This is a genomic window from Kluyvera genomosp. 3 (assembly GCF_011765685.1).
Lineage (GTDB): Bacteria > Pseudomonadota > Gammaproteobacteria > Enterobacterales > Enterobacteriaceae > Kluyvera > Kluyvera georgiana_A.
This window is the reverse complement of record NZ_CP050321.1, coordinates 4,390,772-4,404,220: the sequence shown is the minus strand read 5'-3', so window position 1 is coordinate 4,404,220 and position 13,449 is coordinate 4,390,772. Positions and strand designations below refer to the sequence as shown.

General features: G+C 59.4%; 12 protein-coding genes. 5 read left to right on the top strand and 7 right to left on the bottom strand.

Annotated features, from left to right (window positions below; genetic code table 11):
* Positions 1-200 precede the first annotated feature (200 nt).
* Entirely contained in the window at positions 201-2,612 is a 2,412-nt protein-coding gene (locus tag GY169_RS20570) for a hypothetical protein (protein WP_167576974.1), read from the top strand.
* Positions 2,609-3,688 (top strand): glycoside hydrolase family 105 protein, encoded by a 1,080-nt coding sequence (locus tag GY169_RS20565; RefSeq protein WP_167576973.1) that lies wholly within the window; start codon positions 2,609-2,611, stop codon positions 3,686-3,688. The genes GY169_RS20570 and GY169_RS20565 overlap by 4 nt, the downstream gene beginning before the upstream one ends.
* A 98-nt stretch (positions 3,689-3,786) precedes the next feature.
* On the opposite strand, the gene GY169_RS20560 is transcribed toward GY169_RS20565, so the two are convergent.
* From GY169_RS20560 to GY169_RS20545, 4 genes are all read right to left on the bottom strand, one after another.
* Positions 3,787-4,056, bottom strand: a complete 270-nt coding sequence (locus GY169_RS20560; protein ID WP_167576972.1) for a DUF3343 domain-containing protein — start codon at positions 4,054-4,056, stop codon at positions 3,787-3,789.
* Entirely contained in the window at positions 4,053-4,814 is a 762-nt protein-coding gene (yjiL, locus tag GY169_RS20555) for a putative 2-hydroxyacyl-CoA dehydratase activator YjiL (protein WP_167576971.1), read from the bottom strand. The genes GY169_RS20560 and yjiL overlap by 4 nt, the downstream gene beginning before the upstream one ends.
* A gap of 8 nt (positions 4,815-4,822) precedes the next feature.
* Positions 4,823-5,974 (bottom strand): double-cubane-cluster-containing anaerobic reductase, encoded by a 1,152-nt coding sequence (locus GY169_RS20550; RefSeq protein WP_167576970.1) that lies wholly within the window; start codon positions 5,972-5,974, stop codon positions 4,823-4,825.
* 89 nt (positions 5,975-6,063) lie between these two features.
* Positions 6,064-6,306, bottom strand: a complete 243-nt coding sequence (locus GY169_RS20545) for a DUF2164 domain-containing protein (protein WP_064547081.1) — start codon at positions 6,304-6,306, stop codon at positions 6,064-6,066.
* Positions 6,307-6,418: 112 nt separating this feature from the next.
* On the opposite strand from GY169_RS20545, the gene GY169_RS20540 reads away from it, so the two are divergent.
* Complete coding sequence (locus tag GY169_RS20540; RefSeq protein ID WP_167576969.1) at positions 6,419-7,363, top strand: TauD/TfdA dioxygenase family protein; 945 nt, start codon at positions 6,419-6,421, stop codon at positions 7,361-7,363.
* Positions 7,364-7,365: 2 nt separating this feature from the next.
* On the opposite strand, the gene GY169_RS20535 is transcribed toward GY169_RS20540, so the two are convergent.
* Positions 7,366-8,802, bottom strand: coding sequence for a PLP-dependent aminotransferase family protein (locus GY169_RS20535; RefSeq protein ID WP_163448851.1), 1,437 nt, complete (start codon positions 8,800-8,802; stop codon positions 7,366-7,368).
* A 178-nt stretch (positions 8,803-8,980) separates the two neighbouring features.
* On the opposite strand from GY169_RS20535, the gene GY169_RS20530 reads away from it, so the two are divergent.
* A complete protein-coding gene (locus tag GY169_RS20530; protein ID WP_167576968.1) occupies positions 8,981-9,145 on the top strand; it encodes a DUF1127 domain-containing protein in 165 nt (54 codons plus the stop codon).
* A 40-nt stretch (positions 9,146-9,185) separates the two neighbouring features.
* Here the strand turns inward: GY169_RS20530 and GY169_RS20525 are convergent, their stop codons facing one another.
* The gene (locus tag GY169_RS20525) at positions 9,186-9,827 is read right to left on the bottom strand and encodes a LysE family translocator (RefSeq protein ID WP_167576967.1); all 642 of its coding nucleotides are present in this window, start codon (positions 9,825-9,827) and stop codon (positions 9,186-9,188) included.
* A 47-nt stretch (positions 9,828-9,874) separates the two neighbouring features.
* On the bottom strand, positions 9,875-10,618 hold the full coding sequence (locus tag GY169_RS20520; RefSeq protein WP_167576966.1) for a helix-turn-helix transcriptional regulator: 744 nt from the start codon (positions 10,616-10,618) through the stop codon (positions 9,875-9,877).
* 222 nt (positions 10,619-10,840) lie between these two features.
* Here GY169_RS20520 and GY169_RS20515 point away from each other — a divergent pair, with 222 nt between their 5' ends.
* Positions 10,841-13,381: a penicillin G acylase gene (locus GY169_RS20515; RefSeq protein WP_167576965.1), complete on the top strand. Its 2,541-nt coding sequence runs from the start codon at positions 10,841-10,843 to the stop codon at positions 13,379-13,381.
* The last annotated feature ends 68 nt before the right edge of the window (positions 13,382-13,449 follow it).

Sequence of the window (13,449 nt, the reverse complement as noted above, 5' to 3'; positions counted from 1 at the left end):
CGGGGAACGTGAGTTTTCCCGGCATTCATCGTCACACAGACTCTGCTGGTGTGACTCTTGTCACGTTTTATCCTTCCGGCGGCAAGAGATTGTGAATGACCAGGCAGTTCCGCGAAGGCGCGCGCTCCTGCGCGTAGCATGCTTCCCATCCTTTCCAGAAAATAGCGCTTAATTATTTAGCGGTTATTGAGGAAACAACGATGAGGCTGATTGCGGGCGAGGCGCTGACGCGCTTTACGGTGTCACTGCCGCACAATGAACGGTTTGCCGAATTCTTTACCGGTGAATCGGTAGATGAGCCGATGGACTATCAGTTCGCCAACGGCAAAGGCCCGGCGCAGGAATCCTTCTGCCGACGCATCTTCCGTCGCGACACGGCTTTGCGCACGGTGTCGCCAGCGCGTGCCTTACCGGCGGCGGCTGTCACCTGGACCGGGGCCAGCAATACCGTCACCTTCTCCGGCGTACAAAACGTAGCGACCCACTGCCAGCGCTGGCTGCGCGTGACGCTGCATGCGCCGCAGGCAGGCGATTATCCGTTCGAGATTGCCACCTGCGGCGGCGTGCGTATCTGGCGTGATGACCAACAGGCCGTGTGCTTTACGCCGTTCACCCGCAACACGCTGCAAACGCAGGTGGTTAATATTGCGCTTCAGCAGGGGGAAAACGCGCTGTTGATTCATCTCGATGAGCTGTTTGAGCGCGACACGATCTTTGCTTTGCGCATGATCTACCGGGGCGACACGCCGCTGGACGCGACGCTCCCTGGCGTGAATAACGCTGACATCGACACGCTTCAGGCCGTGCTGGACTCGCTGCCCGCCACGGTGACCGCGCAGCATCAGCAGTTGAATCTGCCCTGCCAGGCAGAGCGTACGCTGCATCTGCGTGGCGCTATCCATAGCCTGGGTAACGACGTGATTGCAACCTGTCCGCTGGATTTTGGCGCGGTCGAGAGCGATAGCTCGGGGCTGTTGTTACCGCTTCCGGCAAGCGTTGAAATGGGGCACTACCGTCTTGAACTGACCGCTCGTTTGGGCGAAGTCACCATGTGCCGCAACCTGAGCCTCACCGTACTGGCCGACGACGTCCTGCCCGGCGGTGAAGGCGTGCTGGAGACCCGTAAGCGCGTGGCGCTAAGCTATATTGCCGAACACGGCGTGCCACGCACTGGCCGCCTGCTGGCAATGCTGCACGTTGGCGACAGCGGCCCGCTGGCGCAGGAACTGCTGATTAGCACGCTCCAGCGCATCAGCGCCCGTCAGGACTGCTCGGATTTCTCCATGGTGCCGCTGCTGTGGATCTGGCATGACTTCCACGGCGAACACTTCCCGGCGGTGCTGTGGAAACGCGTGCGTTCCGCCATTGTCGGCTATCGCTACTGGTATGACGAACTGGGCAACGACGTGATGTGGTACTGGAGCGAGAATCACGCGCTCTGTTTCCACACCGCTCAGTACCTCGCCGGGCAGATGTTCCCTGATGATCTGTTTACCGCTTCGGGGCGTCGCGGTCGCGAGCAGCAAGCGATCGCCACCCAGCGTCTGCATGCCTGGTTTGATGCGGTTGAGCAGCAGGGGTTCGTTGAGTGGAATTCGGCCCCGTATTACCCGGTGGATTACATTGGCTTGTTTGCGCTCTATCAACTGGCCGACGACGCCACGCTGCGCCAGCGCGCGCGCCATCTGATTGACCGTCTGATGATGACCAGCGCGCTGCACTACCAGTCCGGCATTGCCGCGGGCACCATGGGGCGTGTCTATGAGAAAGAGCTGCTGGCAAGCCAGATGAGCGAGCTTTCCGCCTTTGGTCACGTCGCCTGGGGCGGCGGCCGCGTCAACCGTAAGTGCGCCTCGCTGCCGTTCTTTTGTCTGAGCGACTATGTGCCGCCCCTGGAATCCGCCCGCTATGCGCGTCTGAATCACGGCACGCTGAGCGCCCACTACCAGTGCGGCGGCGGCAATATTGTGGCGTGGAAGCAGCCGGCGGTGAGCCTCTCCAGCTGTGTCGATCATCATACCGGTGCGCGTGGGCATCAGCAGCATCTGGTTGATGTGCAGTTTGCTACGCGACCGGACGCTCGCCTGTGGATTAACCACCCCGGCGACGTTGCGCCGGGCAGCGAAGCGCGTCCTTCCTTCTGGGCCGGTAACAGCGTGCTGCCGCGGCTGATGCAGGTAGAAAACCGGGCGCTGATGTTGTGGCAGTTAGACGAACATGACGTGCTGGGCTGGACGCATCTCCACCTGTGCAGCGAAGCCTATGACGAGGTTCGCCCGCTGACGCAAGGCTACGCGATGCGCGCAGGCAACGCGTTTGCCGCCGTGCTCTGCTCGCAGCCGCTGACCGTTATCGGTGATGAAGTTCGTGCTGAAGGCCGCCGCGTTGCGTGGTGGCTGGAAGTGGGCGAGGGCGATTTTGAAGCTTTCTGCCAGCGCGTTCAGGGGCTGCGCATTGCGCACCAAGGGGACGTCGCACGCCTCAACGATGGTCAACAAACGCTGATGCAACTGAGCTGGCAGGGTGAATGCCTGCACAACGGCGCAACCGCCGCGTTCCCGACGCTGGTGGGCAATGAACTTCAGATTACGCTGTCAGGAGACGCGCAATGAACAATGCAATATTAAGCCGTCTGCTGGAGCAGGTGGTTCAGGGCTTCTGCCGCCTGAAAAACATGGGCGAAGTCGACACCAGCGGCGGCGAGGGGTTTGCCATCCACTTTGAAGAGTGGGAATGGGAGGTGGGCGTTGGCCTGTACGGTTTCTGGCAGTATGCCCGCCAGCAGAACGATGCCAACCTGCAACAGTCGATCCTCACCTGGTATGAAGATCAGCTGGCGAAGGGGCTACCGGAGATCCAGATCAACACCACCGCGCCGATGATCACGCTCGCGCTGGTGGCCGGACATACCGGGCGCGACGATCTGCTGAAAGTGGTTAACGACTGGGCCGATTCCCTGCTGCGCACGCTGCCGAAAACCGAAGAGGGCGGCTTCCAACACGTAGTAAAAGAGCAGCCGAACACCGGCCATCTGTGGGACGACACGCTGTTTATGACCTGCCTGTTCCTCGGTACGGCGGGCGTGGTGCTCAAGCGCAAAGATCTGATCGACGAAGCGTCTTATCAGTTCCTGCTGCACACCCGCTACCTGTGCGAACCGGCGAGCGGCCTGTGGTATCACGGCTGGACGTTTGTCGGCAAACACCACTTCTCCGAAGCCTTCTGGGCGCGCGGCAACGCGTGGATCACCGTGGCAATCCCGGAGTTTATCGCCCTGCTTGGCGATAGCCTCGACGCCAGCGTGAAGCGCTATCTCTCGGTGGTGGTGGCGCGGCAGGTCAATACGCTGTGCGAACTACAGGCTGAGAATGGGATGTGGCATACGTTGCTCGACGATCCGCTGTCGCCGCAGGAATCCTCCGCCACTGCCGGGATCGCTTACGGCATGCTGCGCGGCGTGCGGATGGGGATCCTCGACGAGAAAGTGGCGGAACATGCGATGCGAGCCTGGCACGCGCTGCGCGACAGGATCGACGAAGGCGGGATCGTGCTGGAAGCCTCAAAAGGGACGATGGTTGGCCCGGATCTGCAATACTACTGCGATATCGCTATGGCCCCGGTGCCATATGCCCAGGCGCTGATGATGCTGCTGCTGCTGGAGTTGCAGCAGGAGAAGTGGAGCCATTAAGCGGCGGGGCGTGCCGGATGGCGCTGCGCTTATCCGACCTACGGGCGATTCTGTAGGCCGGGTAAGGCGAAGCCGCCACCCGGCAAAACCGTGGGCGGTTATGCTTCGCTCGGGTTGTGTGATGGTGCAGGGAATGTGTGCAACAGCTGAAAACCCTCGTCGCAGCGGTAAATACTCTCCGTCGCGCCGGGGATCACCCAGCGCAGTTCGTCACCCTGCGGGCAATGCAGATAAATGCACAGCCCGCAGCCGCCGCGCAGCTGGCGCGGAATATCCGCCACCCGAAAGGTGATACCCGCCGCCTGTAGCGCTTTGCGGGTTTGCACCACGCCGAGCGTGGAGTGAAACAAAAACAGATACTCCGTCATTTTCTCACCCGTTGCCCGATCATCGCTGCGCCGATCGCCCCGGCAAACTGCGCGTCCGGGTGCGTCTGCACCGGCATATTCACATGCGCCGACAGCATTCTGCCAAACGCCGCGCAGTGGCTGACGCCGCCGGTAAACAGCAGCGGCCCCTGCGCCGACAGCCTGCCGATAAAGTTGGCGCTGCGCCGCGCCATAGCGTTGACGACGCCCGCCAGAATCGCCTCTGGCGGCACGCCCGCCGAGCGTAGGCTGATCACCTCGGACTCGGCAAACACCGTGCACATGCTGGTAATGGCGTGGGGTTCAACGCCTTCCGTCAGCGCATCCAGTTGCTCGACGCTGGCCCCCAGCGTGCGGGAAATTACTTCCAGAAAGCGCCCGGTGCCCGCCGCGCATTTGTCATTCATCAGGAAATCGGTGAGATTGCCCTCTTCATCCAGTTGAATCACCTTGCTGTCCTGACCGCCGATATCAATCACCGTGCGGGTTTCCGGTAGCAGCAGCCGCGCGCCGCGCCCATGGCAGGAGATCTCCGTCACCTGCTTATCGGCAAAATCAACCAGCTGACGGCCATAGCCGGTGAGCGTCAGGAACGGCCGCGCCTCCAGACCAGCGCGCAGCATCTCCCACGCCTCAACGATCGCGTCAGCGGGGCGAAACGGCGTAGGGGTAAGGAAGCGACGGCGGATAACGCCGTCTTCCAGCAGGATACCTTTGGTGGCGGTTGACCCTGAATCAATGCCTATTGATAACGTCACGCGCGCTCCTACAGCATTTCAATAAAGGCCGCGACGCGGGTACTAAGCTGACCGATATCGGCGGTGGAGTAGTCGGTTTCAATGGCAATGTAGGGAAGGTTATGCTGCTGGCGCACGTGGCGCTTAATCGCCATCGATTCAACGGCATAGGTATGGCAGGCCTGCAAAATCACGTCGACTACGCCGTCGGCCTGATACTCTTCCACCATCTGGCTGAGCAACGTTAAGCGCTGGTCGTTCGGCGAGATACACGAGCAGCCGATGGCGAGGTACTTGTCGGTGAGCGCGTCGTATACGTCGCCGTCCTCGTCGACGCAGCGCTCGGAGGCTTTAGCGCCGGTGCAGTTTTCAAAACCGACCACCCAGCCGCCGTTATCCTCAATGGCTTTCACCACTTTCTCCGCCGCACCGCCGATCGGGCAGCCGGTGATCAGAATGCGCGGGCGGGCGTCCAGCCGCTTGCCGCTTTCCCACTCCTGACGCACGCGCTCGGCCATGCCGTTCAGCTCGTCAATCAGCGTCTCTTTATCGAAGCGGAAGGTTGCGCCGTACACCACTTTCAAAATGTCGCTGCCGCTGAGCGCCGGAGGATTGAGCTGCCCGACGCGGTAGAAGTTAGCCAGCGCCCGGCGCTCGCGGTTTTTGAGGGCGATGGCCTCGCGCAGGGAGGCTTCGGTAATCGCCGTGCCGAAGCGTTTTTCAACCGCCTGCTGGAGGCGCAGAATCTCCGCTTTCCACAGCGCGCGGGAGGCGGCATCGGCGGCGCTGTTCGGTAGCTGCATCACGTGTACCGGCTTAAATTCGGCCATGTACTCGTACATCTTCTTCTTGCCATCGCAGGTGGTTTCACCGACCACCAGATCGGAGAAATAAAAGTAGGGGCATTTATCGGTTTTGCCGAAGCCGTAGCTGCTTTTGATCAGCGGACAGAGGTTGCGTGGCAGGTCTTTTTCGGCCTCTTCAATGGTTTCATCAGAGGTGGAGCATAGTGAGACCACTACCGCGCCCGCCGCCATCGGAATTTCCTGCGGCATAAAGGTGCAGTAGGTGCCGACCAGCGGCGTGCCTTGCTCTTTGAGATCCATCACGGTAAGAAAGCCTTTCTGGCGGGCTTCGGAGAACTGATCGAAAATGGCGGGTAGATCGGTGATAAGCGACATGATTTTCCTTCCCCGTAACACGGGAGACGATAAAATGAGCCGCCATTATAACCATATATAATTTGTGGTTATGTTGATCCGCGATCCGCTTAGAGAATTTTCTTCAGATCCATCTCTTCCTGAATGCGTTCGCTCCACGCGAAGTGGGTACGAATCGCTTCATCAATCCCGGCGTTATAAAAGGCCGGCCCCAGTTTTTCGATAATAAAATCAATAAAGAACTCGGCGTCGAACTGCTCCAGCTCGAGGTCGAACTGTTTTTCGCAGTAGTCGGTCAACTGGTCGCGCAGCTTCTCGCGTTCGGCAGGGGTAAGGGTGATTTCCGTGGTCATAGTAGCTCCTGTGTATTGCCGTCTGGCAGCTATCAATATCACAAACTCGACTTTGTCACCCGCCTGGATATTTCTATATTCGGGTTTCTGACTATTTTAAAGGGGCGCAATCATGACTGCTGTGAACACTGCTGATACCGATTTTCCTTTATTAAATTTACGCCGCGTGGCGGGTAATATCGGCGCGGAGATCCGCGATATCCGTCTTTCCGCTGAGCTGGATGCTGAGACTTTCGCCCAGCTCGACGCGGCGCTGGTCAAATACAAAGTGCTGTTCTTCCGCCAGCAAAGCCATCTTACCGATGCCGAACATCAGGCCTTCGGCGCGCGTTTTGGCAAAGTTGTCGCCCACCCGACGGTCCCTTCCCCGGAAGGCACCAAACTGTTTGAACTCGACGCCTCCAAAGGCGGCGGCCGCGCCGACTCGTGGCACACCGACGTCACCTTCGTTGACGCCTTCCCGAAAATCTCCATCCTGCGCGGCGTCACCATCCCGGAATATGGCGGCGACACCGTGTGGGCCAACACCGCCCGCGCCTACGAGCAACTCCCGGAGACGCTCAAGCGTTTCGTCGACACTCTGCACGCGGTGCACAGCAACGACTATGACTACGGTGCCGAGCGCACCGTCGTCGAAACGCACCGTCTGGCGCATCACCAGAAAGTGTTCGTCTCCTCCCTTTGGGAAGCCGAGCACCCGGTGGTGCACGTCCACCCGGTCAGCGGCGAACGTGCTTTGCTGCTGGGGCATTTTGTGAAGCGGCTGGTGGGCTTTAGTTCTCGCGAATCCGCGCAGCTGTTCGAATTGCTGCAAAACCGCATCACCCGCCTCGATAACACCGTGCGCTGGCAGTGGCAGCAGGACGACGTGGTGATTTGGGATAACCGCAGCACCCAGCACTACGCGGTCAACGACTACGGCACCCAGCCGCGCGTGGTGCGCCGGGTGACGGTGGAAGGGGAGATTGCGGTTGGGGTGGATGGCAGCAAAAGCCGCACGGTTTCACGACCGCAGGATGCGGCGAATGGGGAAAGTGCGGTGAGTGCGGCGTCGTAATACTAGCGTTGGGCGGTGGATTCATCCCACTCCATCGCCACCTTCACCGCCATCCCCAACTGCACCATCACCTCCCGATGCTTCTCGATCGGCGGCAGCGCGCAGTTGATCCTTAAGCAGTTCCGGTATTTCCCCGACGCCGAAAACAGCGAGCCCGGCGCGACCTGGATCTTCATCCGGCACAGTTGCTGAGCGACGCACACCATATCGACCTGCTCCGGCAGCTCTACCCACAGCATAAAACCGCCGGTCGGGCGGGTCACGCAGATCCCGCAGGGGAAAAACTCGCGCAGCCAGCAGGTGTAGATCTCCAGGTTGCGCTGGTAGATCTGGCGCATACGGCGCACATGGCGGTGGTAGTGGCCTTCGCGGATAAAGTTGGACGCCGCCAGCTGCGTGGAGGGGACGTTGGTGCCGCTGGCGGCATACTTCATCTGCAACAGCTTATCGTAATAGCGGCCGGGGGCTATCCAGCCGATGCGCAGGCCAGGCGCGATGGTTTTGGTAAACGAGCTACACAGCATTACCCGGCCGTCGATATCCCACGAGTGGATGGTGCGCGGGCGCGGGTAGTCGGTGGCCAGTTCGCCGTAGATGTCGTCCTCGAAAATCACAATATCGTAGCGCTGCGCCAGGTTTAGCACCGCGCGTTTGCGGGCGTCGGGCATGATAAAGCCCTGCGGGTTGTTACAGTTGGGGACGAGGATCACTCCTTTGATTGGCCACTGATCGAGCGCCAACTCCAGCGCTTCGACGCTGATCCCGGTATTGGGATCGGTCGGGATCTCGATCGCCTTCAGGCCCAAACCGCGCAGTAGCTGCATGGTGCCGTAATAGGTGGGGGATTCCACGGCGATAATATCGCCCGGCTGGCATACCGACAGCAGCGCCAGCGACAGCGCGTTGTGGCAGCCGCTGGTGATAACCAGATCGTCGGCGTTGACGACCGAGCCACCGTCAAGCATCAGGCGAGCGATCTGTTCGCGTAGCTCACGACGTCCGGCCAGCTCATCGTAGTTCAGCACTTCACTGATATTGTGTTGCACCACGCGGCTCATCTCGCGCCATAGCGGTTTGAGGGTGGACTGGGTGACGTCCGGCGAGCCGCCGCCGAAGGGTATGATGGATTTATCGCTGCGAGCCTCCAGCATGTTCAGTACCTGATCCCACTGGGTGATTTCCACTGGACGCTGCACCGGGCGCGACATATGAGGCACCGGCGGCTGTGCTTTCTGCGGCGCGACGAAGTAGCCGGAGCGCGGCTGTGGCGTAATGAGCTGGCGCTGTTCCAGCATCTGATAGGCCTGCTGCACGGTGCTGATACTCACGCCGTGTTCCTGGCTCAGGCTGCGTACGGAGGGAAGCTTTTCGCCGTGGCGATACAGCCCTTGTTCAATTCGCTCGGCCAGCAGGTTGGCCAGATGTTGGTAACGCGTCATTGCTGTATCCCCGTTTGTCGCCATACAGATGAAAAAAACAGTACAGTCAGGCGAAAAAAACCGCACGCAGGTATCGTTTTAGCGAATCTGTATGTTAAAGAAAAGTGTTTTTTGAATCTGTATTGCAACAGCAGAAATCCGCGAAGATAAAGCCTCTGGCAAGGTGAGGAGGCGAAGTATGGAATTTCACGAGAATAGAGCGAAACAGCCGTTTATTGGGTTTGTACTGGTGTGGCGTTTTATCAAAAACTGGTGGCGCGTGCAGCAAACGCGCCGCATATTGCAGCGAATGAGCGACGAACAGCTGAGAGATGTGGGCTTACGGCGAGATGAACTGCGTTAACATTTGGGCGGCGTCGCCGAACACGCCGCCCATTCTCGTTTTAGCCCAGGATAAATTGCCACAGGATCCAGCCGCCAAAGCCGATCAGGATACCGCCCGCGGTGCGCTCGATTTTCCAGATCAGATTTCCCAGACGCCGCTGAACCTGCGGCAGCGCGAGCAGTATCACCAGCAGTAAATCCCACAGCAGCACCACGCTGGTCATCCAGATACCGCAGGCCGCCTGTTGCGCCACGGTGACGTTCGGCCCAAGCAGCGCGGTCATCAGCGCCAGATAAAACAGCGCGTTTTTCGGGTTCAGTAGCGAAGAGGCGAGCCCTAAAAGCAGCTGTTTCGCGAGCGAGGGGCAGATTTGTGCGGAATGGCGCCATTCGAGCGGTGCGGCGCGGCTTTTCAGCAACGCGTAGCCTATCCACAGCAGATAGGCGGCGCCCAGTAGCTCAATGATGTCAAAGAGCAGCGGCGCCTGGCGCAGCAGCCCGGAGCCAATCACCACCAGCAGGATATACAACCCGTTGCCCGCCGCGATGCCCAGGCACAGCCCGACGCTGCCGCGCAGGCGATAACGGACGGCATAGCCCACCAGTAAAAAGAAATCCGGCCCGGGGCTCAGCAGCGCCATAAAATGCGCCAGCGCCAGCGCGGGAAACGCCGGGGGAAGTAACGTTGTGACCTGTTCCATAGCGACCTCAGTGAAAATACTGAAGGCAGCTTATGCCAGCTTACGCGCTAATTATTGTCGGATATTGATCGGCCAAGCGCGTACTGGCGCGGCGTGGCGGCGGTGTAGCTGACGAAGGTTTTATGGAAATGACTCTGGTCGGCAAAGCCGCTTTGGTAGGCGACATCGGCGATATCGTCCCCGGCGCGCAGCCTCGCTTTGGCGTACTCCACGCGGGAATTATTGAGAAAGCTGCCGGGGGTCAGGCCCGTATCCTGCTTGAACGTCCGGATTAGGGTCTCTTTGCGCAGCGAAAAGCGCGTGGCGAACTCATCAAGAGAGGGCGGAGAGACGGGGTTAGCCAACAGCTCCTGCTGCAATTGCTGGCTGGTGGCGCGCAGCGTTTCTTCACCGTTCGCGCTCAGGGAAAGGGCGGATAACAGCGCGGTCAGCGCGTCGGTGGACATCTGCTCGACCACGTTGAGATACAGACGGAACAGCGCGCCGTGGCGAATCACCTGTCGGGCTAATGGCAGTGGCGTGTCGATGTAGAGCATATGGTAGCTGCGCGGTTTCCCCTGTATCGGGTTGCAGCTATGCGGAGCGTGAGCGGGGATAACGATAAGGTCACCTGGGGATAAAAGGTACTCCAGCCCGTCACAGACGCAGCGCGTTCCGCCTTCGAGAATCGCCCCTATCGAGAGCTGCGGGTGGCTGTGGCGCTTGTAGGCCTGCGTGCTCTGCCAGGTGCTGCGCCGCTCAAGCCCAGGCAGTCGGGTGAAGGTCTGATGAATATCGCGTGGTGTGGTCATTCGTTCGTCCCGGCGGTTTTTTATTTTTATACCACATCAGGAAAAAGCGGGCAGGGGTGTGTGAAAATTAAACGATTCGCTTTAGATCGCATTAACAGATTTAATGTATCAAACAACTGCTATCAGACTCACAGTTCGCGCTGAAACTATTCGCCTCATATAGATAAATGCTGCTTCGCAGCTAGTATCAACTCGCTAATCATACACCTGCAAGAGGATACAATGAAAAATACAAATCGTATGATCGTGAACTGTGTTGCTGCTTCCCTGATGTGTTCCTGGAGCCTTACCGCCCTGGCGGCAGGTACCCAGACCGAGGTCAAGATTGTTCGCGATGAATACGGCATGCCGCATATTTACGCTGATGATACCTATCGGCTGTTTTACGGCTATGGCTACGTGGTGGCGCAGGATCGCCTGTTCCAGATGGAGATGGCGCGACGCAGCACGCAGGGCACGGTCTCTGAAGTGCTTGGTAAGTCGTTTGTGCGTTTTGATAAGGACATTCGTCAGAACTATTGGCCGGACTCTATTCGCGCGCAGATCGCCGCGCTTTCTGCGGAAGATAAATCTATCCTGCAAGGCTATGCCGACGGTATGAACGCCTGGATTGATAAGGTGAACGCCAACCCCGGCAAGCTGCTGCCAAAACAGTTTGCCACCTTCGGTTTCGCCCCGCAGCACTGGCAGCCTTTTGATGTAGCGATGGTTTTTGTCGGCACCATGGCGAACCGCTTTTCTGACAGCACCAGCGAAATTGATAACCTGGCGCTGCTGACCGCTCTCAAAGACAAGTACGGCAAACAGCAGGGGATGGCGGTCTTTAACCAGCTGAAATGGTTGGTTAACCCGTCCGCGCCGACCACCATTTCCCCTGAGGAGAGCCACTACCCGCTCACCTTCGACCTTCAGAACACGCAAACGGCAGCGCTGCTGCCGCGCTATGACCGCCCGGCACCGATGCTCGACCGGCCAGCAAAAGGCGCCGATGGCGCGCTGCTGGCGCTGACGGCGGGGCAAAACCGGGAAATCATCGCCGCGCAGTTTGCGCAGAGCGGGGCCAACGGGCTGGCGGGCTACCCGACAACCAGCAACATGTGGGTGATTGGCAAAAGCAAAGCGCAGGATGCAAAGGCCATTATGGTCAACGGCCCGCAGTTTGGCTGGTACGCGCCTGCGTATACCTACGGCATTGGCCTGCACGGCGCGGGCTATGATGTCACCGGGAATACGCCGTTCGCTTATCCGGGGCTGGTGTTTGGTCACAACGGTACAATTTCATGGGGATCTACCGCAGGTTTCGGCGATGATGTCGACATTTTTGCCGAAAAATTATCGAAGGATAAACCGGGCTATTACCAACATAACGGCCAGTGGGTGAAGATGCTGAGCCGCGAAGAGACCATTAAGGTCAAAGACGGCCAGCCGGAGACCTTTACCGTCTGGCGCACTCTGCACGGCAACGTGATTCAAACCGACCCCGCAACCGAAACGGCCTACGCCAAAGCGCGCGCGTGGGACGGCAAAGAGGTGGCCTCGCTGCTGGCGTGGACTCATCAGATGAAGGCCAAAAACTGGCAGGCGTGGACGCAGCAGGCGGCAAAACAGGCGCTGACCATCAACTGGTACTACGCCGACGTTAACGGCAATATCGGCTACGTGCATACTGGCGCGTACCCTGACCGCCAGCCGGGCCACGACCCGCGCCTGCCGGTGCCCGGCACCGGCAAGTGGGACTGGAAAGGGCTGCTCTCGTTCGATTTGAACCCGAAAGTGTATAACCCGCAGTCGGGCTATATCGCCAACTGGAACAACTCACCGCAAAAAGATTACCCGGCGTCCGATCTGTTTGCCTTCCTGTGGGGCGGCGCGGATCGCGTGACCGAGATTGACCGCATTCTTGATAAGCAGCCGCGCTTTACCGCCGACGAGGCCTGGGACGTGATCCGCAAAACCAGCCGTCAGGACCTGAACCTGCGGCTGTTCCTGCCCGTGTTGAAAGACGCGACGGCTAGCCTGCTGGTGAGCGACCCGCGTCGTCAACTGGTGGATACGCTGGCGGTCTGGGATGGCAGCAACCTGCTGAATGAAGGCGGTAAAACCTATCAGCAGCCGGGTTCGGCGATTCTGAACGCGTGGCTGACCAGCATGCTGAAGCGAACGGTGGTCGCGGCGGTGCCGAAGCCGTTCGGCGACTGGTACAGCGCCAGCGGCTATGAGACGACGCAAGACGGGCCCACCGGCTCGCTGAACATCAGCGTGGGGGCGAAGATCCTTTATGAGGCGCTGCAGGGGAAGAAGTCGCCAGTTCCACAGGCGGTCGATCTGTTTGGCGGAAAACCGCAGCAAGAGGTGGTGCTGGCGGCGCTGGACGATGCCTGGCGGACGCTGTCAACACGCTACGGTAATGACCTGAACGGCTGGAAAACCCCGGCGATGGCGCTGACCTTCAGGGCCAACAACTTCTTCGGCGTGCCGCAGGCGGCAGCGGAAGAGGCGCGTCATCAGGCGGAATACCAGAACCGTGGCACGGAAAACGACATGATCGTGTTCTCACCGTCATCCAGCAAAAGCCCGGTGCTTGCCTGGGACGTGGTCGCGCCGGGTCAAAGCGGATTTATTGCCCCGGACGGCAAGGCGGATAAACACTATGACGATCAGCTGAAAATGTACGAGACCTTCGGGCGAAAATCGCTGTGGTTAACGCCGCAGGAAGTCGACGCGCACAAGGAATCGCAGGAAGTATTGCAGGTGAAGCGGTAATCGAAGAGCTGTCATTCCCCGTCTTGTCCGGCGGGGGATGTTAATTCAGAAACCTCCGTTTATACCCA

Bases quoted from the DNA above. Each gene is read 5' to 3' on its own strand.
- GY169_RS20520 (WP_167576966.1), bottom strand. From the start codon at position 10,618: ATGACCACACCACGCGATATTCATCAGACCTTCACCCGACTGCCTGGG.
- GY169_RS20570 (WP_167576974.1), top strand. From the start codon at position 201: ATGAGGCTGATTGCGGGCGAGGCGCTGACGCGCTTTACGGTGTCACTG.
- GY169_RS20535 (WP_163448851.1), bottom strand. From the start codon at position 8,802: ATGACGCGTTACCAACATCTGGCCAACCTGCTGGCCGAGCGAATTGAA.
- GY169_RS20540 (WP_167576969.1), top strand. From the start codon at position 6,419: ATGACTGCTGTGAACACTGCTGATACCGATTTTCCTTTATTAAATTTA.
- GY169_RS20525 (WP_167576967.1), bottom strand. From the start codon at position 9,827: ATGGAACAGGTCACAACGTTACTTCCCCCGGCGTTTCCCGCGCTGGCG.
- GY169_RS20545 (WP_064547081.1), bottom strand. From the start codon at position 6,306: ATGACCACGGAAATCACCCTTACCCCTGCCGAACGCGAGAAGCTGCGC.
- GY169_RS20515 (WP_167576965.1), top strand. From the start codon at position 10,841: ATGAAAAATACAAATCGTATGATCGTGAACTGTGTTGCTGCTTCCCTG.
- GY169_RS20550 (WP_167576970.1), bottom strand. From the start codon at position 5,974: ATGTCGCTTATCACCGATCTACCCGCCATTTTCGATCAGTTCTCCGAA.
- GY169_RS20560 (WP_167576972.1), bottom strand. From the start codon at position 4,056: ATGACGGAGTATCTGTTTTTGTTTCACTCCACGCTCGGCGTGGTGCAA.
- GY169_RS20565 (WP_167576973.1), top strand. From the start codon at position 2,609: ATGAACAATGCAATATTAAGCCGTCTGCTGGAGCAGGTGGTTCAGGGC.
- GY169_RS20530 (WP_167576968.1), top strand. From the start codon at position 8,981: ATGGAATTTCACGAGAATAGAGCGAAACAGCCGTTTATTGGGTTTGTA.